Annotated in this window: 18 protein-coding genes; 12 read left to right on the top strand and 6 right to left on the bottom strand. The window is 39.1% G+C overall.

The features are described from left to right. Positions 1 to 153: 153 nt before the first annotated feature. Positions 154 to 3,240, bottom strand: coding sequence for a WD40/YVTN/BNR-like repeat-containing protein (locus EAX61_RS11255; RefSeq protein WP_121917788.1), 3,087 nt, complete (start codon positions 3,238 to 3,240; stop codon positions 154 to 156). A 185-nt stretch (positions 3,241 to 3,425) separates the two neighbouring features. Then, positions 3,426 to 4,181, bottom strand: a complete 756-nt coding sequence (locus tag EAX61_RS11250; protein WP_121917787.1) for an outer membrane lipoprotein-sorting protein — start codon at positions 4,179 to 4,181, stop codon at positions 3,426 to 3,428. A 178-nt stretch (positions 4,182 to 4,359) separates the two neighbouring features. Between EAX61_RS11250 and EAX61_RS11245 the strand changes: the two genes are divergently transcribed. The 8 genes from EAX61_RS11245 (at position 4,360) to EAX61_RS11210 (ending at position 12,466) form a co-directional block, all read left to right on the top strand. Next, entirely contained in the window at positions 4,360 to 5,262 is a 903-nt protein-coding gene (locus EAX61_RS11245) for a DUF72 domain-containing protein (RefSeq protein WP_121917786.1), read from the top strand. Beyond that, positions 5,262 to 5,765 (top strand): gluconokinase, encoded by a 504-nt coding sequence (locus EAX61_RS11240; protein WP_121917785.1) that lies wholly within the window; start codon positions 5,262 to 5,264, stop codon positions 5,763 to 5,765. Before EAX61_RS11245 ends, EAX61_RS11240 begins: the two co-directional genes overlap by 1 nt. A 39-nt stretch (positions 5,766 to 5,804) precedes the next feature. Beyond that, entirely contained in the window at positions 5,805 to 6,164 is a 360-nt protein-coding gene (locus EAX61_RS11235; RefSeq protein WP_121917798.1) for a four helix bundle protein, read from the top strand. A gap of 77 nt (positions 6,165 to 6,241) precedes the next feature. Next, a complete protein-coding gene (locus EAX61_RS11230) occupies positions 6,242 to 7,588 on the top strand; it encodes a GntP family permease (protein ID WP_121917784.1) in 1,347 nt (448 codons plus the stop codon). A 73-nt stretch (positions 7,589 to 7,661) separates the two neighbouring features. Continuing rightward, the gene (locus EAX61_RS11225) at positions 7,662 to 8,051 is read left to right on the top strand and encodes an acyl-CoA thioesterase (RefSeq protein ID WP_121917783.1); all 390 of its coding nucleotides are present in this window, start codon (positions 7,662 to 7,664) and stop codon (positions 8,049 to 8,051) included. A 125-nt stretch (positions 8,052 to 8,176) separates the two neighbouring features. Next, entirely contained in the window at positions 8,177 to 10,669 is a 2,493-nt protein-coding gene (locus tag EAX61_RS11220; RefSeq protein WP_121917782.1) for a zinc-dependent metalloprotease, read from the top strand. A gap of 200 nt (positions 10,670 to 10,869) precedes the next feature. Then, the gene (locus EAX61_RS11215) at positions 10,870 to 11,892 is read left to right on the top strand and encodes a helix-turn-helix domain-containing protein (protein WP_121917781.1); all 1,023 of its coding nucleotides are present in this window, start codon (positions 10,870 to 10,872) and stop codon (positions 11,890 to 11,892) included. A 100-nt stretch (positions 11,893 to 11,992) separates the two neighbouring features. After that, complete coding sequence (locus tag EAX61_RS11210) at positions 11,993 to 12,466, top strand: ferritin-like domain-containing protein (protein ID WP_121917780.1); 474 nt, start codon at positions 11,993 to 11,995, stop codon at positions 12,464 to 12,466. A 52-nt stretch (positions 12,467 to 12,518) separates the two neighbouring features. Here the strand turns inward: EAX61_RS11210 and EAX61_RS11205 are convergent, their stop codons facing one another. Both EAX61_RS11205 and EAX61_RS11200 read right to left on the bottom strand, forming a co-directional pair. Then, positions 12,519 to 12,815, bottom strand: a complete 297-nt coding sequence (locus tag EAX61_RS11205) for a putative quinol monooxygenase (RefSeq protein WP_121917779.1) — start codon at positions 12,813 to 12,815, stop codon at positions 12,519 to 12,521. Next, positions 12,815 to 13,648: an SAM hydrolase/SAM-dependent halogenase family protein gene (locus tag EAX61_RS11200; protein ID WP_121917778.1), complete on the bottom strand. Its 834-nt coding sequence runs from the start codon at positions 13,646 to 13,648 to the stop codon at positions 12,815 to 12,817. The genes EAX61_RS11205 and EAX61_RS11200 overlap by 1 nt, the downstream gene beginning before the upstream one ends. A 213-nt stretch (positions 13,649 to 13,861) precedes the next feature. On the opposite strand from EAX61_RS11200, the gene EAX61_RS11195 reads away from it, so the two are divergent. After that, positions 13,862 to 14,815, top strand: coding sequence for a PhoH family protein (locus EAX61_RS11195; RefSeq protein WP_121917777.1), 954 nt, complete (start codon positions 13,862 to 13,864; stop codon positions 14,813 to 14,815). A 64-nt stretch (positions 14,816 to 14,879) separates the two neighbouring features. After that, positions 14,880 to 15,827 carry a phosphoribosylaminoimidazolesuccinocarboxamide synthase gene (locus EAX61_RS11190; RefSeq protein WP_121917776.1) on the top strand — a complete coding sequence of 316 codons (948 nt, stop codon included), beginning with the start codon at positions 14,880 to 14,882 and terminating at the stop codon, positions 15,825 to 15,827. Here EAX61_RS11190 and EAX61_RS11185 read toward each other — a convergent pair. Next, positions 15,817 to 16,899 carry a DNA topoisomerase IB gene (locus tag EAX61_RS11185; protein ID WP_121917775.1) on the bottom strand — a complete coding sequence of 361 codons (1,083 nt, stop codon included), beginning with the start codon at positions 16,897 to 16,899 and terminating at the stop codon, positions 15,817 to 15,819. The two genes, EAX61_RS11190 and EAX61_RS11185, sit on opposite strands and share 11 nt — an antisense overlap. 185 nt (positions 16,900 to 17,084) lie before the next feature. Next, on the bottom strand, positions 17,085 to 18,293 hold the full coding sequence (locus EAX61_RS11180) for an acyloxyacyl hydrolase (RefSeq protein WP_121917774.1): 1,209 nt from the start codon (positions 18,291 to 18,293) through the stop codon (positions 17,085 to 17,087). Positions 18,294 to 18,363: 70 nt separating this feature from the next. Between EAX61_RS11180 and EAX61_RS11175 the strand changes: the two genes are divergently transcribed. Both EAX61_RS11175 and EAX61_RS11170 read left to right on the top strand, forming a co-directional pair. Further along, entirely contained in the window at positions 18,364 to 19,746 is a 1,383-nt protein-coding gene (locus EAX61_RS11175; RefSeq protein ID WP_121917797.1) for an alanine/glycine:cation symporter family protein, read from the top strand. 59 nt (positions 19,747 to 19,805) lie between these two features. Next, complete coding sequence (locus tag EAX61_RS11170) at positions 19,806 to 20,609, top strand: SDR family oxidoreductase (protein WP_121917773.1); 804 nt, start codon at positions 19,806 to 19,808, stop codon at positions 20,607 to 20,609. Positions 20,610 to 20,674: the final 65 nt, after the last annotated feature.

Below are 20,674 nucleotides of genomic sequence, written 5' to 3'. Positions count from 1 at the left end.
ACTTGGTGGGAGAAGACTCAACTGGGACTGGTTGTTGGTCTTCCAGACAGGACTGGCTTTCATACCATGAAGATACGAAATACTGAAAAGTATTCAAAAAAAAGAGACTGCCTTTTAAGACAGCCTCATTGGTTTTAAAGATAGATTTTACTCTTATTCTTGAGTATCTATAAACTCTTCTTTTGTGTCAAACTTGATGCCCTCCATCGCTTGTTTTTCTAGATATTTTTCAAACTTAGGTAGGCGCTTTGATTTGATTTTATCAAAATCCTCTTTTGCTTTTTCAAAACGATCTACTAGTAAGGAGATGTTCTCCTTTTGTGCCGCACTAGGTGCTTCATAATTAGAGGCAACATCACTATATAAAGCACTTAATTTCTCTCTCAATTGTGGGGGAGCGGTTCCTACATAGTTGTCACCAGTAGTTACAACAAGTGTATTCTTTAAGGCGTCTAGTTCGTCTATAAGTGGTTGGGCAACCTTTTTTGCTTTGCTATCCTTTTCTATAGCCATTTTTGACTTTTTGATCATTAGATCTATTTGGTAAACCATATAGGCTAAATCTTCTTGTACCTCAAAAAGTTGCTGACTCGTTCTGTATTGGTCAGATCGCTCCGCATCTGTTATGAATGATTGAGGGTCATTTTTAACCTCAAAAGTGGTTTCATAAGTATCTTTCCCTTTGGTAAGAACAGCTTTATACGTGCCAGCTTGCACTCGCACGGGAGTAAATCCTCCAAAGGCATACGTTTTTGCCGCTGCAAGCTTTGGGGATTTTCCATTGTAATTCCATCTCACAATATTAATACCTTTTGACTTTCCAGGGGTAAGCGTAGTTATCTCATTACCCTCCATATCTTGAATGGCTAGCGTCATTTTTCCAAAAGTGTGACGTTTTTTGAGATAATATTTTATTGAGACTGCATTTCCTGGATTAGGACCTACAAATTCAAGTTCTGTACTACCACCGCCGAAGCCACCTTCTTCTACCATAATACCTGGTTCTGTGTCAAAAAAGTGTACATTTTTATCAAGAATTTCTGGTTGGATGTCTCTTAGGATACTAATGTCATCTACGATGATAACGCCACGTCCGTGCGTTCCTGCCACAAGATCATTTGTCTCCTTCTGAAGGTCTAAAAAGTGAACAGCCGTAGGAGGGAAATTATTCGTAAAATGTGACCAGTTAGAACCTCCATCTACAGTAATGTATAATCCATCTTCTGCTCCTAAGAACAGTAGGTTCTCGTTTTCATAGTCTTCTTGAATATTACGGGCAAACATTTTTAAGTCATCTGTAACGAGGCTTTTCCAAGTTGCTCCATAGTCAGAAGTTTTATAAACATAAGGTTTCATATCACCACGAGCGTGTCCTTCAAAAACAGCGTAAGCTATTCCAGCGCCGTGCACAGAAGCTTCTATATGATACACCCACGTATTGGCTGGAAGTCCTGGAACATTTACTACTACGTTAGTCCAATTTGCTCCGCCATCTTTTGTCACTTGCACATTTCCATCATCTGTTCCTACCCAAATTACCTTTTCATTTACAGGAGATTCTGCAATGGTAAATATAGTCGTATGTGTTTCTGCTCCAGAGTTATCTGCAGAGAGTCCTCCTGAGTTCTTTTCTTGTTTTTTAGGATCGTTTGTAGTCAGGTCTGGAGAAATCACTTTCCATGTATCTCCCATATCTTCACTTTTATGTAAGAACTGTGATCCCATATAAAAGCGGTCTGGCTGGTGTACACTCGTTGCCATAGGCGGATTCCAATTAAAACGTAAGTCTGCACTCCCTTTTGCAGGTAATGGTTTTACATTCTTTGTATAGTTACGTTCCATATCATAACGCCACACATTATCTGCGCCTTGCATTTCTGAATATAAAATCTCTTTTGTAGGATGTGGTAATACTCTAAAACCGTCTCCTACACCTACACGTACCCAGTCTCTAGATTCTATTCCACCTGGAGACGAAGAAGGACCATACCAAGAGCCGTTGTCTTGAAGACCACCATAAATACGATAAGGGCTTGCATTGTCTACAGAAATATGATAAAACTGAGAGAGCGGAAGGTTAGACACAATTTCCATAGTCGTTCCTCCATTCCAAGAGCGGTATACTCCACCGTCTGTTCCTACGTGCATTACATCAGAGTTATTGATATCAAAAACAATGTCGTGTATGTCCGAGTGCATATTCCCTAGTGATTTGAAGGTGTTCCCACCATCCCGAGAAATAGAACCGCTTAATCCACCCTTTACAACCACATCAGGATTGCGAGGATCTACTACAATTCTTGAGAAATAAAATGGGCGTACTGTTAAAGAGAAATCACCGTTAGTGCGCTTCCAGCTTGCTCCGCCATCTTCAGAGCGGTAAAGACCTTTATCTTTATCTTGCTCAGATTCTATTACGGCGTAAACGATATTAGGCTCAGATGGCGCGATAGCCACACCTATACGTCCTAATTTTCCCGCTGGAAAACCATTATGAATTTTGTTCCAAGTCTTTCCACCATCGGTAGATTTGTGAAGTCCAGAGTTTACACCTCCAGAGTTAAAATCCCAAGCCGTACGTCTGTGTTCCCACATTGAGGCATAAAGCACATCTGGATTTGTAGGATCCATAATAAGGTCTGCTACACCTGTTTTTTCGTTTACGTAAAGGATTTTTTCCCACGTCTTCCCTCCGTCAGTTGTTTTATAAACACCACGGTCTTTGCTGTCGCTCCAAAGCGCTCCAAGAACTCCAACATAAACGGTATTTCCGTCTTCAGGATGGATTTCTATGCCAGAAATGCGCTCGCTATTATCAAATCCAGGAATTTTATCCCAGTTTGTTCCTCCATCTTTGGTTCGATATAATCCGTCACCTACAGAAACAGAGTTGCGCGTCCAAATTTCTCCGGTACCTACCCATATAGTTTGGTCAGGATCATTAGGATCTACAGCAACTTGACCTATAGATTGAATATGATCGTCAAAAATAGGGGAGTAGGTCGCTCCTCCATCCTGTGATTTCCAGACACCACCACCGGCGGTTCCTGTATAAATCACTTGTGCGTTTGTAGGGTGCACTTCCATATCGATAATACGTCCAGACATTAGTGCTGGCCCTATTTGTCTTGCGGTCATATCTCCAAAGAGTTCTTTACCCTTCAGTTCAATTTCTTGCGCTTGGAGCGGAATGCTTAGAGAAGCAATACACAATCCAAGAAAAATGTTTTTGGTTTTCATAGTTGATGTTTCATTAATATCCGCGAAGGCGGATATCTCATCCGGTCTTCTAGGAGTGGTTATAATTTGATTGATAAATGGTCTGCTTTACAAGGTTTTGAGTACGCTTTCGCGAAAGCGGAATACTTAAAACAAGAGCCAAAAAAATCCCCAAGATGTGTTGGGGATTTTTTTAAACTCAATAGTTATTGCTTTTCAGGAAAAGCAAACATATCTGCACTTACTTCAGGATTAAGTTCAATAGTCTTAATCACAACTTCTTGTCCTCCTGGCTGTCCTTTTGCACCGGCCATAATAGAATGTGGGAAGTAAAGTCCATCTACTTCCTGATAATCACTCAATTTTGTTTGACTTGTCATTCCTTTACCAGGTCCTGACATAAGTTCCTGCTCTACAACGATAGGAACAAAGTTTTCTGTATCAAAAAAGTAGTAAGATACAGAAGGAACCTCTTGTCCATCTGCCATAATTGGCTCCTTAGTTAGTTTAATTTTAAAAGTCTCTGTTCCTTCTACAGTTTCCTTACCTAAAAGCTCTACTTCATATCCTTTTTCTTTATAACCCAAGAACGGATCGCCAAAATCATTCATATCTAACTTAGCGTTTGCTGTTGTTTCTGCATCGCTCTTTTCGGCCGCCATAGTCATTTGATTTGTGCTCCACATTGTCTCACCATCAAAAACGCCTTGATAAAACGTCATACCTTGAAACTCTGCTTTACTCATTTGCTTCCCGTCTTTGGTTTGGATCATTGTCATAGGTAGTTCCATTCCCTGTACTTGAACAGCTCCTTCAAACTTTACACCTTCGAGAGCCATCCACTTGTCCATACCACCTGTGTTTTCAAAGTAGTTAGAGATGATCTCATCAGCAGTTTGTGCTTGTGATACTCCGGCAAATGCAAAAAGTGCAAGAGCAACAAATAATTTAATAGTTTTCATATTTTGTTGTTGTTAATGTTTTACGTCTGCCCATAAGACTATAATCGTGCCAAATTGTTACAGCTTAATTTGAAAAAATGCAAAGTTTTGATTTCATCCGTTATCTTTAAGCATCTAATAAGGCTCAATTATTCCTTGAGCTGTTTTAAAATACTCATTTTCAACGAGAATCACAATTATGCAATTCGGAAAAGTAGATCATCCTGAGAATATTGACTTCACTTTGCCACCAGATCATCCAGCAACTAAGGATGTGATAGGTAACACTTTCGCGAAAGCAAAAAATGAACCCATACAAGTCTACGTAGGCTGCGCAAAGTGGAATAGGGCAGAGCTTAAAGGCTTTTACCCCCGAGGTACAAAAGATGAACTAGAATATTACAGTTCCCAGTTCAACAGTATCGAACTAAACGCCACCTTTTACAGACTTTTCCCAAAGGAGCAGTTTATAAAATGGAGAGAAAAAGTGCCCGAAGGTTTCAAATTTTTCCCAAAAATCACAAATATGATCAGTCACCGCAAACGGCTGATTGACTCACAAGATTTTATTCCCGAGTATCTCGACCATACCTTATTATTAGAGGATCACTTAGGAACTATTTTCTTGCAGATGCACAACAACTTCCAGCCAAAGGACTTTGATAGAGTAGATAACTTTGTAAACCATTGGCCTAGCGATGTGCCCATTGCACTCGAGTTTCGCCATACAGACTGGTTTAACAATCCCGAAGTTGCCGAAAGATTGTATCTCTTATTAGAAGAAAATAATATGGCAAATGTGCTGGTAGATACTGCTGGACGAAGAGACATAATGCATATGCGATTAACAAACGATGAAGCTTTTATAAGATACGTAGGAGCAAATCATCCTAGTGATTATGCACGTTTAGATGAGTGGGTAGAACGTCTCACACATTGGGTAGATTTAGGCTTGCGTAAAATACATTTCTTTATTCATCAAAATATTGAACAGGAATCCACTCTACTTTCGGCTTATTTCATAAAGAAACTTAATCCTGCACTTGGGATTAATCTGCACATCCCAGGCGAGCCCACAGCAGACCAAAACACGCTGTTTTAATGGGACAAGTATTTGTAATTATGGGTGTATCTGGTTCGGGTAAAACAACCATTGGTCAACTCGTAGCTCAGGAACTGAACATTCCTTTTTATGATGCAGATGATTACCACCCTCAGGCAAACATAAATAAAATGGCTTCTGGCCGACCCCTTAATGATGAAGATCGCTGGCCCTGGTTATCTATTTTAGCGCGTAACATTCAGGAATGGAATAGGAATGGAGGAGCTGTATTGGCCTGTTCTGCACTTAAGGAGGTGTATCGAGAACGGTTGTTTAAAGAAGAGTCCGCTTTCGCGAAAGCGAAAAAAAACTTTATCTACTTACAAGCAGATTTTGAAACCATTAAATCACGACTTGCCCAAAGAGAAAACCACTTTTTCGATCCTGAACTATTACAATCGCAATTTGATACGCTGGAGGAACCGGAGTATGGGGTTGTTGTTGATGGAAAACTTGAAAAAGAAATAATTGTTGAGTGCATTGTTATGAGCCTTGAGCCGTGAGCCGTGAGCCGTGAGAAAATGACAAATAGAAATATTATTATGAAAAGTAAATATCATTTTAAATTTGAAGACTTAATAGTTTATCAGAGAGCAATGGATTTTGGGGACAGGATAGATTTACAAATTGATACTTTCCCTAAAAAGGAAATGTTTCGTCTTTCCTCTCAATTTATTAGAGCAGCAGATTCTATAGCATTCAATATCTCGGAGGGCTCGGGAAGCACGGATGCAAATTTTAATCGTTACCTAAAAATGGCTTGGGATTCATCTCATGAATGTGTGGCAGCATCTTCTAAAGCAAGGAGAAGAGGATATATAAACTTTGAAACCGATGAAGAAAACAGGCGACAGTTAACAGAAATAGGTAAGATGATCTCAGGATTACGCAAGCGATTGTAATTTTATTACACACAGCTCACAGCTCACAGCTCACAGCTCACAGCTCACAGCTCACAGCTCACAACTCAATACTATTTATGGACTATCAACTACTCCTCGCCGTAATTGCTGGCATCTCAGTTTTACTTTTCTTAATTCTTCGATTGAAGATTCAGGCTTTTCTTGCGCTGCTCATCACCTGTATTGTTGTAGGAGTCGTTGCTGGAATGGAACCAAAAACGATTCTCGATGCTGTCAAAAATGGTATGGGCGGTACCTTAGGTTTTGTGGCGACTGTCGTTGGTTTAGGTGCGCTTTTTGGCGCAATCCTAGAACGATCAGGCGGAGCGCAACGACTTGCAGAGAGCTTGCTGGATAAATTTGGGATTGAGAAGTCACCTTGGGCAGTGATGATCACAGGATTTCTGGTCGCGATTCCTGTGTTTTTTGACGTAGCTTTTATCATCCTCGTTCCTATCGTTTATGCTTTACAAAAGAAGACGGGTAAGTCTCTTTTATTATACGCCATCCCACTACTAGCTGGACTTGCAATTACGCATACCTTTATTCCGCCTACGCCAGGACCCATCGCAGTAGCAGAAATTCTAGGGGCAGACTTGGGGTATGTCATTATATTTGGTTTTCTCGCGGGTCTTCCAGCCGCGATCATTGCAGGACCATTGCTTGCCAAAAGATTATCTCAGAAAATGCACATCATTGCTCCTGAAAATATGGTCACAAAAATGGAAGTGCCTGCAAATGCACCTTCGGCCGGGACAATATTATTAATAATCGCTATTCCTATTTTCTTAATCGTTTGCAATACGGTACTGAACAGTCCGTTGTTTGACGAAGGAACCTTACCAGAGTGGCTCATATATGGAGCAGATTTGCTTGGCCATCCCTTTGTAGCACTCATAATCGCAAACATTGTTGCGTGGTATTTTTTAGGAATTCAAAAAGGATTTTCCAAAGAGCAACTCTTGGATATTTCAACAAAGTCACTATATCCAGCGGGAGTTATCATACTGCTTACTGGTGCGGGTGGAGCTTTTAAGCAAATCCTCATAGACACAGGAGCAGGCGAGATGATTGCTACCAGTTTGAGTGGAGATTTCTTTCCACCTGTGGTTTTTGGATTTTTAGTAGCTGCTATTGTTCGCATATTGCAGGGAAGTGCTACGGTTGCGATGATTACAGCGGCGGGAATTACAGCACCTTTGTTAGGACTTTCAGACACAAGTGCACCACAGCTTGCTGTCTTAGTAATCGCAATTGCTTCTGGAGCGACCATATTCTCCCACGTGAACGATAGTGGGTTTTGGCTGGTCAAGCAATACCTCGGACTAACAGAAAAGGAGACATTCCGTTCCTGGACAGTTATGACTACTTTAATTGCTGTCGTAGGACTTTTAGTCTCGACAGTATTGTGGTTTTTTGTATAGCAATTTCTAAAATATTTTAACCTTTAACCTTTAACCTTTAACCTTTAACCTTGTACCCTTAATCTCAAACCCTATGAATTTTCACACCAGAAAATGGATCAAACCAGAAGATTTAAACCCAAACGGAACATTATTCGGCGGGCGATTGTTGGAATGGATAGACGAGGAGGCGGCATTGTATGCTATTATCCAGCTTGAGAATCCGCGATGTGTGACGAAGTATATGAGTGAGATTGATTTTCGCGCAAGCGCAAAAAAAGGGGATATCATTGAGATAGGACTAGAGCCTACAAAATTTGGTAATGCTTCCCTGACGTTACGTTGTGAGGTGCGCAACAAGATGACGCGGGAGACGATTATCACGATAGAGCGCATTGTTATGGTGGGGCTGGATGATGAGGGCAAACCCAAACCACACGGCAAAACACAAATAGAATATGTAAAGGATCGGTTTAAGGAGTAGTTGGATGTGGTTTGTTACGCTTTCGCGAAAGCGTAATTATTCCCATTACAATCTGTTAAGATTCCCTTAAAAAATCCGTCTAGCGTAACCCGTTCCTTATTTTAGAGCTTCAAAAATTTTACTTTATGAGGCTTAATTATTTTTTACTTACACTTTTTTCAATAGCAATTTTTACCGGGTGCAGTAGTGCTCAAAAAATTAATAAAACCACGTCCAAAACTGCAGCCACCGAAAAGGGCTCTAAGAAAAAAGACAAAGATGCTATTAAAGAGTATGATGAGGTTATTACAAAAGATGCGGTTTCTGATAGTGGTCTCTTTCACGTACATAAGGTAAAGAAGGATTACTTTTATGAGATTCCTTTTGATAAACTAGAAAAAGATATGCTATGGGTAAGTCGTATTGCCCAAATCCCATTAGGACTGGGAGGTGGTTATGTAAACGCTGGCTCTAAGACAAACGAGCAAGTCGTCCACTGGCAACGATATCAAGATAAAATCTTACTCAAAATAAAATCATATACAAATGTTGCTGATAGTACAAAGGCTATAAGTAAATCTGTAGCGGTAAATAATTACGAACCTACGCTGTATGCTTTTGATATCAAAGCATTTAATACTGACTCTACTGCTGTAGTGATAGATGTGACAAAATTATTTAGTACAGATGTAAAAGCTATAAGCGGTCTTTCTAGTCGTATCCGAAAGGAATATAAAGTAAAAAAACTAGATGCAAACCGCAGCTTTATAAATAGTGTAAAGAGCTTTCCAGAAAATATTGAGGTAAAACAAGATTTTACATACGATGCTTCAGAACCGCCATCTGAGCGTAGTGCAGAGAGTATAAGTTTGCAGATGAATCAATCTATGATCCTGCTTCCTGAACAACCTATGCAACCTCGACTTTTTGACCCTAGAGTAGGATTCTTTACAGTAAGTCAGTATGACTATGGTAGTGATGCGCTCAAAGCAGACGAAAAAACGTACATACGTCGTTGGAAATTAGAACCAAAGGATCCAGAGGCATATGCTCGCGGAGAATTAGTAGAACCTGTAAAACCTATCATCTACTACTTAGATCCAGGAACGCCAGAAAATCTGCAGAAGTATATCAAGCAAGGAATAGAAGACTGGCAAAAACCTTTTGAAACAGCTGGTTTTAAAAATGCGATTATAGCTAGAGATGCTCCCACACCAGAAGAAGATCCAGAATTTAGTCCAGAAGACATCCGATACTCTACGGTGCGTTATGTAGCGAGTACAACTAGAAATGCTGTGGGACCTAGTGTTTCCGATCCACGTAGCGGAGAAATTATAGAAAGCGATATCATCTGGTATCATAACCACTTGCGCAGTTACCGTAACCGCTATTTATTAGAAACTGGTGCGGCAAACCCGAGTGCAAGAACACTCGATACTCCAGATGAAGAAATAGGCGAGATGATGCGTATGGTTATTGCGCACGAAGTGGGACACGCATTGGGATTCCCACATAATATGGCGGCAAGCTATGCCTATGATGTTGAGTCCTATCGTGATGGAGATTTTACACAGAAAAACGGAATAGCAGCAAGTCTTATGGATTATGCACGCTATAATTATATCGCACAGCCAGGAGATAAAAACATACGATTTATAAGGCAGATGGGTCCTTACGATCACTATGCCACAAACTGGGGCTATCGTTATCTTCCAGACGCAAAGAGCCCTCAGGATGAGAAGGCTACGCTTACAAAATGGATTGAAGAGAAAGCTGGAGACCCAAAATTTGTCTTTGGCCGTCAGTCTAGTCGTTTTGATCCGCAATCACAGACAGAGGGAATAGGGAATAACCCTATAAAGGCGAGCGATTACGGAATCAAAAATTTAAAATATGTTGTTGAGAATCTACCATCGTGGACGTCAGATAAAACAAATGATTATAGTGACCTCGAGGAACTGTATGGTGAGTTGATAGGTGTTTACAGTCGCTATGTAGGTCACGTGGTCACAAACATAGGTGGAGTATACGAAAATATAAAAATGCCTAACCAAGACGGACTCATCTACACACCGCTAGATAAACAAGCTCAAGAAGCTTCAATGCAATGGTTACAAGAGAATTTGTTTGAAACTCCAGAATGGCTCATCGATAAGGAAATATTACAAAATATAGATCACGCAGGATATTTTGAACGTATGCGCCGCACGCAATCACGATATCTTAATAGTTTATTATCTTTTGATCGTATAGGTAGACTTATTGATACAGAGACACTTAATGGAGATTTTTATACTGCTCTGGATATGTTTCAGGACTTAAGAAAAGGACTTTTTACCGAAGCTTCACAACGCAAGAGTGTAGATATCTACCGTAGGAACTTACAACGTTCCTACTTAGACAGAATGATCTATTTAATGACTGATGATGGGCCTAATAGCAGAGGAAGCCGTAACGGTTTTGAGGGAACGCTCACTTATGATGTAAACACATCTGACGTAAAGGCGCTCGTAAGAGGAGAATTAGAGGCGCTACGTTCTAACTTAAAAAGAGCAAAAAACGCAAATACCAACGCTATAACTCGACTTCATTATAATGATATGGTTGCAAGAATGACAGAGGTTTTAGATCCTAAATAGCTGTGAGATTTAGATTTAAATGGGTTACGCTTTTGCGAAAGCGTACTTAACTCTCAAAAAAGCGCCCCAAACTATTCTAGTTGGGGCGTTGCTTTTTCACAGTATTTTATAAGTTGCGGTTAATCCTAAGTTAAACCTGTGATGAAAGGAGATTACTTGTATAGGAATAAACTAAATTACCTCCACCAACGACAATCAAAATGAAAGAATATACTCTTAAAGTAAAAAATGTAGATGATCTCGTCCCTGAAATCGCCGATGCTTTCGGAACAAATTACGAGAACAAGTTTGGAGAATTTTCTCTTGAAGTACCAGAGCATTTAGGTACAGGAAATATTTCTGGAATTAATTTCCCAAACGGAATCGGGCTGCACATCATAGATTGTGAATTTGTAGAGGATACTAAGTTTACTTTTAAAAATAATGAGCTCAACTCCTTACGATTTATGTATTGTATGAAGGGAGAAATGAGACATCGCTTTTCCAGTTCTGACGATGATGTAATCGTGCGCAGGGCAGAGCATCTTATTGTAGCGGCAAAGTATAATGAAGATCAGGCATTTACTTTTAAAAGCAAGAAGCCTGTGGTCATGTGTTATCTTGAAATTAACAAGACTAAATTTCAAGAACAACTATCTTATGACCTCTCGATGATAGATGAGGTGTATTATCCTCTCTTTGCAGATGTTAATGCGCTTACGCAGATACAGCAAAAAGGATATTACAGTTTGCAGATTTCAGACATTATAGATGATATTTTAACCTTTGACGATGTGGGTCTTGTGCGCACAAACTTCTTAGGTGCTAAGGCACTCGAAGCTGTATCGCTTATGCTTAGACTGTATAAAGAAGATTCTAATAATGATCAAAAGAAACTTACCCTCCGTCTAGCAGATTTAGACAATGTAAATGCTGCGGTAAAGTATATAGAAAACAATATAGACTCACTTACAACAATACCAGAGATTGCAAAGGCTGTGGGAATAGAACCCTATAGGCTGCAAGAAGGCTTTAAAAAGAATTACCAACTTACGGTAAATGACTACATAAAAGAATATCGTCTTAAGCGATCGCTCTCTATGCTGACATCTGAGAATATGAACGTGTCTGAGGTCGTATATGCCCTCGGATTATCGAGTCGTAGTTACTTCTCAAAAATTTTTAAAGAAAAATATGGCGTCGCTCCATCATCACTCATTTCAAGTAAAGACGAAACCCTTTAAGAAACTTTAAGCATTGGTGTTAAACCCATTGTAAATAGGATATTATTAAGAGATTTAAAATAGTATCGTTGGTATCTTTAGGTAAATAAAAAAAGATATTATGAAAACTACTTTAGAAAAAGCAAGAGAAGAATCGCACGAAAATGTTGTTAATAATCTTCAAGAATTACTTGAAAAAAATTACGATGCCGAAGCGGGTTATAAAAATGCAATGACACACGCAACTAGTGCACCCTTAACAGAGTATTTCAAGTTAAGAGCAGCGCAACGCAACAGATTTGCAACGCAACTTACGGATATGGTCATTGGTCTTAATGAGACACCAAAAGAATCAGGAAGTACTACAGCATCATTACATCGTACTTGGATGAATATAAAGGATAGTGTTTCAGGTGATAGTGACGAAGCGTTACTCGAGGAGTGTATCCGAGGAGAAAAGGCAAGTGTCGAAGAGTACGATAATCGTCTAAAAAACAATGATTTTACCCCAGAAATCACTTCAGTATTAGCAGCACAGCGCGACGAGATAAAAAATGCATTAAATCAGGTAAAAACACTTGAGGATTTAGCATAATCGCATATAGACTATAAAAAAAATACGGCCAATGGCCGTATTTTTTTTGCTACTATTTTAAGCTTACAATCTTATTGACACTCCAAGCCTCAGGTTTTGCAGAGAATTTTACTTTTGTCTCGGCCCAAACGCTTTTAAAAAGCTCAGAATGGCGATAGTTTTCTAAATCTTGAGCAGTATTCCAGTAGCTGTAGGTAAAGAAGATGTTTGGATCATCTTCACCACGATATAATTCTAGAAATTTACATCCCGGGAAATCACGTATTTTTTCTTTTACGGTATTAAAACTTTTCAAGAAAGAGGGAATCTCGCTTTCGCAAAAGTGCATTTTTACAATTCTAACCAGCATCAGTCTTGAAAGTTTATAGTTATCGTATCCCTAAAGTCTAGCCCAAACAATTGCGCAGCACTTCCCACTGTAGATGGATTACTCTTGTAAATGGCCAGCTCGATATAATTTCCAGAATTAAAAACGGCGAGTTTTTTTCCGTCTTCTTCACGCTTAGACCTATCTATCGTAAAATTTATGGCTTCACTGTAAGTGTTGTAAATTTTTGACATTTCCACACCGCGCGCCTCTAATTTGAATTCGCGCCCTTTTCCTATATCTTCAAAAAGTTTACGCGTAATATTGCTTACAACGTTACCGTAATTATCAACATAAATGACGTTACCTAAAATTTGTTTTTGCGATTTATTTACAACGGGCTGGATTCCTGTAAGCGATTTAATTTCTGAAAGTGGCTTGCCTATAACGCCTAGTGTTCCACCACGAGCAATGTGACAGGCGGCTTGTACAAAAACGTCAAGCACGGTAAAGTTTGTGGTAACTCTGTTGTGGATATTAATTTCGACCATTTCTGTTGGAACAATATCTCGAGTAATAAGTGATACAATTCCATTATTGGCACAAATAAAATAATGGTCATCCAGTTTTACTGCAATATGATTATTTTCTGGTGTGAGTTCGCTGTCTATCCCTATGATATGAATCGTTCCATTCGGAAAGTTTTTGTAAGCATTTTGTATGATATAAGCGGCTTCTGTAATGTGAAAAGGCGAGACAGAGTGGGAGATATCCACAATACGTACCGTCTCTAGCTCACTGTAAATGGCGCCTTTTACAGCTCCAGCAAAGGGATCTTTCTCTCCAAAATCTGTCGTGAGTGTAATGATTGCCATAAAATATGTGAGTATTGCGCTTTCGCGAAAGCGGACTCCCTAAAATTGTTCATTAAATTTAATAACCTCATAACCTTAAGGCTACGGTCGCTTCTTAAAAAAGCGTACTTTGTTAGTGTTTTGTAACCGAAAGAAAGTGTATTTCATAATCTAGCGGCTGCACACAAATCTAAAATAATTTACTGAAGTATATCTCTAAAAACGACCTGCCTTTTGAACGAATTAATTATTGAACTTTCAGAAATCAATCCGCGTGAGTTTTTTGGCCAGCGCAATGCAAACATTGAACTACTTAAACAATATTTTCCTAAACTAAAGATTGTCGCGAGAGGCAATAAACTTAAGGCTTACGGAGACAGCGACCTCTTAGAAGAGTTTGATAAGCGGTTTAATATGCTTATGGAGCATTTTGGAAAATATAACAAGCTGGATGAAAATGTTATAGAGCGTGTACTGACGAGTGTGTCTAAGGCAGATTATGAGACTACAAAAGAGTCTGGAGAGACCATCGTGCACGGTGTAAGTGGTAAACTTATAAAACCTCAAACTGCAAACCAGCGCAAACTGGTAGAGATGGCAGCAAAAAATGATCTTGTTTTTGCCATAGGACCAGCGGGGACAGGAAAAACGTATGTAGGTGTCGCTCTCGCTGTGAAGGCGCTTAAAAATAAAGAAGTAAAACGTATCATACTTACACGTCCTGCGGTAGAAGCTGGGGAGAACTTAGGATTTCTTCCCGGTGATCTCAAAGAAAAGTTAGACCCATATATGCAACCATTATATGATGCATTGCGAGATATGATACCGCACGAGAAGTTGGAATTGTTTATTGAAAAAGGAGTTATACAAATAGCACCTATGGCTTTCATGCGTGGGCGTACGCTGGATAATGCATTTGTCATTCTAGACGAAGCACAAAATACAACACACGCACAAATGAAAATGTTTTTGACCCGTATGGGTAAACACGCAAAATTTATGATAACCGGCGATCCCGGCCAGATAGATTTACCACGTAGAGTTACTTCTGGGCTAAAAGAGGCATTACTTATTCTAAAGGATGTAAAGGGCGTAGGAATGATTTACCTAGATGATAAAGACGTCGTACGTCACCCACTAGTTAAAAAAATGATAGCCGCTTATAAGGAAATAGAAAACAGAAACTAGTAAGCTTCAAGTATAAAATAAAGCTCAGTTATCTATTTTTGCATATTCAACGAACGTATTCCAAATGAACACGATTACAGATACTAATTTTAACTTCCCAGGACAGCAAAGCCTTTATAAAGGCAAGGTTCGCGAAGTATATACTCTAGAAAACGATTTACTTCTTATGGTGGCAACAGATAGGCTTAGTGCCTTTGATGTTGTTATGCCTAAGGGGATACCATACAAGGGACAAATCCTAAATCAGATTGCCACTAAAATGATGAAGGATACGGAGGATATCGTCCCTAACTGGCTCGTAGCCACTCCAGATCCTAATGTGGCAATAGGCCATCGCTGTGAGCCTTTTAAAGTAGAAATGGTCATACGCGGTTTTATGAGCGGGCACGCAGCTCGAGAATACAAGTCGGGAAAAAGAATGCTTTGTGGTGTTGCAATGCCAGATGGGATGACAGAAAATGACCCCTTCCCAACACCTATAATAACTCCAGCGACTAAAGCAGAGATGGGAGATCACGATGAAGATATTTCTCGAGAAGACATTATTGCCAAAGGAATCGTAGCAGAAGCAGACTATTTAATTCTGGAAGATTACACCAGAAAACTATTTCAGCGCGGTACAGCAATCGCAAAGAAAAGAGGATTAATACTTGTGGATACTAAATATGAATTTGGCAAAACCTCAGATGGGAGAATTGTGCTCATAGACGAGATTCACACACCAGACTCCTCTCGTTATTTCTATATGGATGGTTATCAAGAACGACAACTTACCGGAGAACCTCAGAAACAGCTCTCTAAAGAATTTGTACGCCAATGGTTAATCCAGAATGATTTTCAAGGCCTGGAGGGACAAAAAGTTCCTGAGATGTCAGATGAATATATCACGACAGTTTCAGACAGATACATAGAGCTCTATGAAAATATCACGGGTGAGCCATTTATTAAAGCAGATGTTTCTAATATAAACAAACGTATAGAGAAAAACGTACTTAACTATCTCAATCAGTAGTTAAGTTAATTTTGAAATTGGATATCATATCAAGAAGCACTTCTTCAGACTGGGAGAAGTGTTTTTTTGTGTTTTTTAATTTGTCTAATCTCTCAAAACTCTCAACTATAGTGCCTGTTTCGTAGGCCTCTACTACTTGAGGATGAACGTAGTACTTGCGACAAACGGTTCTCGTGTTACCCAGAGCTTCTGCAGCGGCGTCGTAACCTTTGAGGATATTTGATTTATTCTCCTTTGAGTCAGGTGTATATCCTATATCGTGTAAAGTCTCGAAGAATGTTTTGGTCGCTCCCCAAGTCCTAAAGTCCTTTGCCGAAAACATATCTCCACTTACCTCGTGTATATAGTCATTTATAAGACCACTATCTATACTATGTTTATCTCCACGGTCATCTACATACTGGAAGAGTTCCCACCCGGGGATCTCTTCACATCTATTTACTAAGCGCGCAAGCTTCTTGTTGCGCAAGGTAATGCTGTGTTCTTTCCCTTTTTTACCTACAAACTCAAACTTGGTTTTGTCTTTGTATGTCTCAACATGACGTGTACGTAATGTAGATAATCCATAGGTCTTGTTTTTCTTCGCGTAGTAATCGTTACCTATTCTAATATGCGTTTCTTCCATTATTCTCAGCACTAGGGCAAGCACCTTACGTTTAGGCATTCCTTTTAGATCAAGATCCTTATCTACGGCTGCTCTTATTTGAGGAAGTATATTACCAAAAGCTGCTAGTTTAAAAAACTTGGTCTGATTTCTGAGTTTTGACCATAAAGGGTGGTAGCGATATACTTTTCGGTTTTTAGCATCTCTTCCTACAACCTGAAGATGACCATTTAGGGGTTCTGCAATTTTTACGTTATTCCACGCTGGAGGGATTACAAGATTTTTAATACGGTTAAGCTGTTCCTCTTTAGTGAGGGGTTTATCACGGTGATAGTATTCAAAATCTTCTTTATTCCGCTTTCGCGAAAGCGTAAAATGTTCCTTCCCCACATATATTAAATCTGCCATTATAGCAGTATGTTCAGGGTTTTTGATAATCTTTTGTATGTCCTTAGTAGATAGTTTCATAGCGATTACGAAGTTACCAAGTAATAAGATACCGAAATCTTAAGGAATCTGTAATGCGCTGTTATAAGTATGATAATCTTTTGGACTATAACTTTAATTCGAGCCTTTTTAATGTATTGAGATATTAAATCTCATTTTGTCCTAACCGATGACTCTGAAAACTATACAAACATCAGATAATAACGTTAATTCACATCAAATCTTCGAACGTAACCTATACTTAATTCAGAAAAATCTGCTTGACCTAAATTTGCATTTATTGTTGCTCCCAAATAGACATTGTGTTTGGGTTGCTTACTTGTATTTAGAGCATATAATTTTACACCCATCCGAACGGGAGTATGTTTTTTAAGTTCATAATACCAGTTGAGTTCCTCTTCATTGAGCAACCACTCCTCCTCATAAAAAGGTTTATAAACATTTACTCCCATTTGGAATTCTAATCCTACGTGACTCAAGAGTAGTTCGCCACCCAAAAAGATACTAAAATTTGTTGCATTTTTAAAGGGAGAATTTATGTAAGGTTCAGTCTCATTGCGTTGTATATAATCGTAATAATGCTCATAAAAACGGTAGTTCAAACCGGCGCCAAGTTTTAAAAATTTATTTATTACCACCCCACCGCCTATGGCAATTGTATATACTTCTTTAGGCTCATTATAATCTTCTATATCTGTAAGCAGGAAATCATCATAGGTTAAGATATTCTGGCCTATTCCTGTACGGATACTGAAATAATATTGTTTAAACTTTTCAGGTGCTAACGGTGCGTTTTGAATTTCTTCTTCTGGTTTGGAATATGGAAAGATTTTAGAAGAAACACTTAGTGTGAAGGTATTAAGGCCTTGGTTGGGTAATTTTGTATGACCATTAGACTGATGAAAGTAGCCTATGCCTAAGCGTAATTTATTAGGGTGATTTTTGAGTAAATCATAAATAATGTATGATCTGAACGACCAGTTATATTGAGTAGATATACCGCGATTAAAGCGATTGCTTCTTAAGTCAAACGTGTTACTAAATCTCGAAATGCCTAATCCCATATTGAGCTTAAGTCGGGTTCTGCTGGGCAGAATATCAAATTCTGCAAAGGGCATCACAGTAAAAGCGTTTCCTATATTACCGCGATTACCAAAATCTGAAAAACCTATGGATATTCCCGTACTTGGTTTATTGAGCCTTCTGACCCACTCATGAGGCTTATCTTCATTCGTATTCCCTATTGAAAAAAACAAAGATGTATGGAGTCCTGTTTCTGGAAATAACTTGTTTGCGGGACTTGTTTTGCCCACAAGGAGTTCTGGCAATAGATAATAACTACCATCACTTTGGGCAATGATAGTACCTGTACCTAAAAGAAAGAGTAAGAATATAAATCGTTTAAAAGAATTCAAATGAAATTATTAAGAGGCTCTAATATAGTTTAATTTTATTTTTTGTTACTTGAGGATGTTATTATTACTTATGGATATACAGCAAAACTCTCTAGAATCTATTATTGCAGATTTCTCATCTGCGATATGGGGATTGCCATTATTGTTTCTTCTCATTGGAGGCGGATTTTTTCTTTTGGTGTATTCGCGATTTTTGCCTTTTCGGTATCTAGGACACGCCTTACAGGTGTTACGTGGAAAATATGACGACCCCAGTGATCCAGGTGATATTTCTCACTTTCAGGCACTTACTACGGCTTTAAGCGCCACTGTGGGTATGGGGAATATTGCTGGTGTTGCTGTAGCTATTGCTATAGGCGGTCCAGGTGCGGTTTTCTGGATGTGGATAAGCGCAATTGTCGGTATGGCAACAAAATTTTTTACGGGTACGCTAGCCATAATGTATCGCGGCAGAGACACGGCGGGAGAGGTACAGGGCGGTCCGATGTATTTTATAGTAGAAGGTCTTGGCAGGTCTTGGAAACCGCTCGCAATTTTTTTTAGTGTGGCAGGTCTTGTGGGAGCTCTTCCCGTATTTAATGTAAACCAACTTACACAGGCAATAAATGACATTATTTTAAGACCACAAGGAATCGAGGTCTCCCTTTATACAAATCTTGGGATTGGGACAGTTCTTGTAGCCATCACTTCGGTTGTGATTTTGGGTGGAATAAAAAGAATAGGCGCCACGACGTCAAAGCTTGTGCCTTTTATGGTCGGGTTATATTTTGTGGCGGTACTTTATATTCTAGTTGTAAACATAGAGGTGCTTCCGGGATATTTAAAACTAATATTTACAGATGCTTTTTTTGCAAATAATTATACGGGAGAGCCATTTCTGGGTGGGGTTGTAGGAGCTTTAATTGTTTTAGGAATTCGGCGAGGGGCATTCTCTAATGAAGCGGGTATCGGTACCGCACCTATGGCTCACGGAGCTGCAAAAACTTCGCAACCGGTAAGAGAAGGTTTAGTCGCAATGCTGGGTCCAGCCATTGATACATTAGTGGTTTGTACGCTTACGGCTCTGGCAATTTTAGTCACAGGTGTTTGGCAAAGTTCTGATGCAAATGGAGTGAGTCTTACGGCTTCCGCTTTCGCGAAAGCGTTACCTACTACAGGAAAGTATATCTTAATGCTGTGCATCGCAGTATTCAGTATTTCATCCTTATTCTCATATTCTTATTATGGAACCAAATGTTTAAGCTTTATCCTAGGGGCAAAAAATAAAAAGTATTACAATTACTTTTACATTCTAAGCATCTTTATGGGTGCGACGATGAGCCTTAGTATGATGATTAACCTCATAGATGGTTTTTTTGCGTTAATGGCGATTCCCACCATGATTGCTACGATATGGATGGCGCCAAGAGTGATGAAAAGGGCAAAACTATATTTTGCAGATCTGAAAAAATAATTTCCATTTGCACGCTAGCGCTATTACCGTGATATTTGCCCAATACCTTAAATCATAATATGTCAAAAGTAGTTTTAATCACAGGTGCTTCTTCTGGAATAGGAGCTACCGTAGCTCAATATCTAGTTCATAAAGGATTTAAAGTTTACGGTACCAGTAGAAATCCTAAAGAAGCATTTTATTCTGGTGTCCGTATGATAGCACTAGATGTCACTAAACCAGAAACGATTACTAATGCTGTAAACACGATCATCACAAAAGAAGGCAGGCTGGATTATCTTATTAATAATGCGGGAATGGGGATAACGGGACCGTTAGAAGAGACTCCAGATGATGAAACGAGAAAAGTTTTTGAGACTAATTTTTTTGGCGCGCTGGAAGTAATAAAAGCGGTACTTCCCACTATGCGAAAGCAACAAGAAGGTATGATCATAAATATTACCTCCATAGCAGGTTATATGGGACTACCGTACCGAGGTCTCTATAGTGCGACAAAAGGTGCATTAGGCATCGTTACAGAAGCATATCGTATGGAACTTAAAGAGTTTAACGTTAAGATGACAACGGTAGCTCCTGGGGACTTTGCGACAAACATAGCGGCTGGAAGGTATCATGCACCCATTTTAGACAACTCTCCCTACAAAGATAATTATGGTAACACGCTAGCACTTATGGATGAACACGTAGAGGCTGGAATGGATACGATGGTAATGGCAAAGGTCATTTATAAAATCATGAATACTAAAAAACCTAAGGTTCATTACAGAGTAGGATACTTTATGCAACGTTTCAGTATATTCTTAAAGCGTGCGCTGCCTGACACTTGGTATGAAAAGCTCTTGCTCAATCATTATAATTTATAGTAACTTTAATAACAAGTTGATTAGGTTATAAAGTACATTACTTAAATTTGAAATTCACACATAAA

Origin of the sequence: Dokdonia sinensis (assembly GCF_003688895.1) — a bacterium.
Taxonomy (GTDB): domain Bacteria; phylum Bacteroidota; class Bacteroidia; order Flavobacteriales; family Flavobacteriaceae; genus Dokdonia; species Dokdonia sinensis.
This window is presented reverse-complemented; position numbering and strand designations above follow the sequence as displayed.

Coding starts and splice junctions, on each gene's coding strand:
- EAX61_RS11190 (WP_121917776.1), top strand. CDS start 14,880: ATGAACACGATTACAGATACTAATTTTAACTTCCCAGGACAGCAAAGC.
- EAX61_RS11175 (WP_121917797.1), top strand. CDS start 18,364: ATGGATATACAGCAAAACTCTCTAGAATCTATTATTGCAGATTTCTCA.
- EAX61_RS11235 (WP_121917798.1), top strand. CDS start 5,805: ATGAAAAGTAAATATCATTTTAAATTTGAAGACTTAATAGTTTATCAG.
- EAX61_RS11245 (WP_121917786.1), top strand. CDS start 4,360: ATGCAATTCGGAAAAGTAGATCATCCTGAGAATATTGACTTCACTTTG.
- EAX61_RS11255 (WP_121917788.1), bottom strand. CDS start 3,240: ATGAAAACCAAAAACATTTTTCTTGGATTGTGTATTGCTTCTCTAAGC.
- EAX61_RS11200 (WP_121917778.1), bottom strand. CDS start 13,648: ATGGCAATCATTACACTCACGACAGATTTTGGAGAGAAAGATCCCTTT.
- EAX61_RS11230 (WP_121917784.1), top strand. CDS start 6,242: ATGGACTATCAACTACTCCTCGCCGTAATTGCTGGCATCTCAGTTTTA.
- EAX61_RS11225 (WP_121917783.1), top strand. CDS start 7,662: ATGAATTTTCACACCAGAAAATGGATCAAACCAGAAGATTTAAACCCA.
- EAX61_RS11215 (WP_121917781.1), top strand. CDS start 10,870: ATGAAAGAATATACTCTTAAAGTAAAAAATGTAGATGATCTCGTCCCT.
- EAX61_RS11205 (WP_121917779.1), bottom strand. CDS start 12,815: ATGCTGGTTAGAATTGTAAAAATGCACTTTTGCGAAAGCGAGATTCCC.
- EAX61_RS11170 (WP_121917773.1), top strand. CDS start 19,806: ATGTCAAAAGTAGTTTTAATCACAGGTGCTTCTTCTGGAATAGGAGCT.
- EAX61_RS11240 (WP_121917785.1), top strand. CDS start 5,262: ATGGGACAAGTATTTGTAATTATGGGTGTATCTGGTTCGGGTAAAACA.
- EAX61_RS11220 (WP_121917782.1), top strand. CDS start 8,177: ATGAGGCTTAATTATTTTTTACTTACACTTTTTTCAATAGCAATTTTT.
- EAX61_RS11210 (WP_121917780.1), top strand. CDS start 11,993: ATGAAAACTACTTTAGAAAAAGCAAGAGAAGAATCGCACGAAAATGTT.
- EAX61_RS11250 (WP_121917787.1), bottom strand. CDS start 4,181: ATGAAAACTATTAAATTATTTGTTGCTCTTGCACTTTTTGCATTTGCC.
- EAX61_RS11185 (WP_121917775.1), bottom strand. CDS start 16,899: ATGAAACTATCTACTAAGGACATACAAAAGATTATCAAAAACCCTGAA.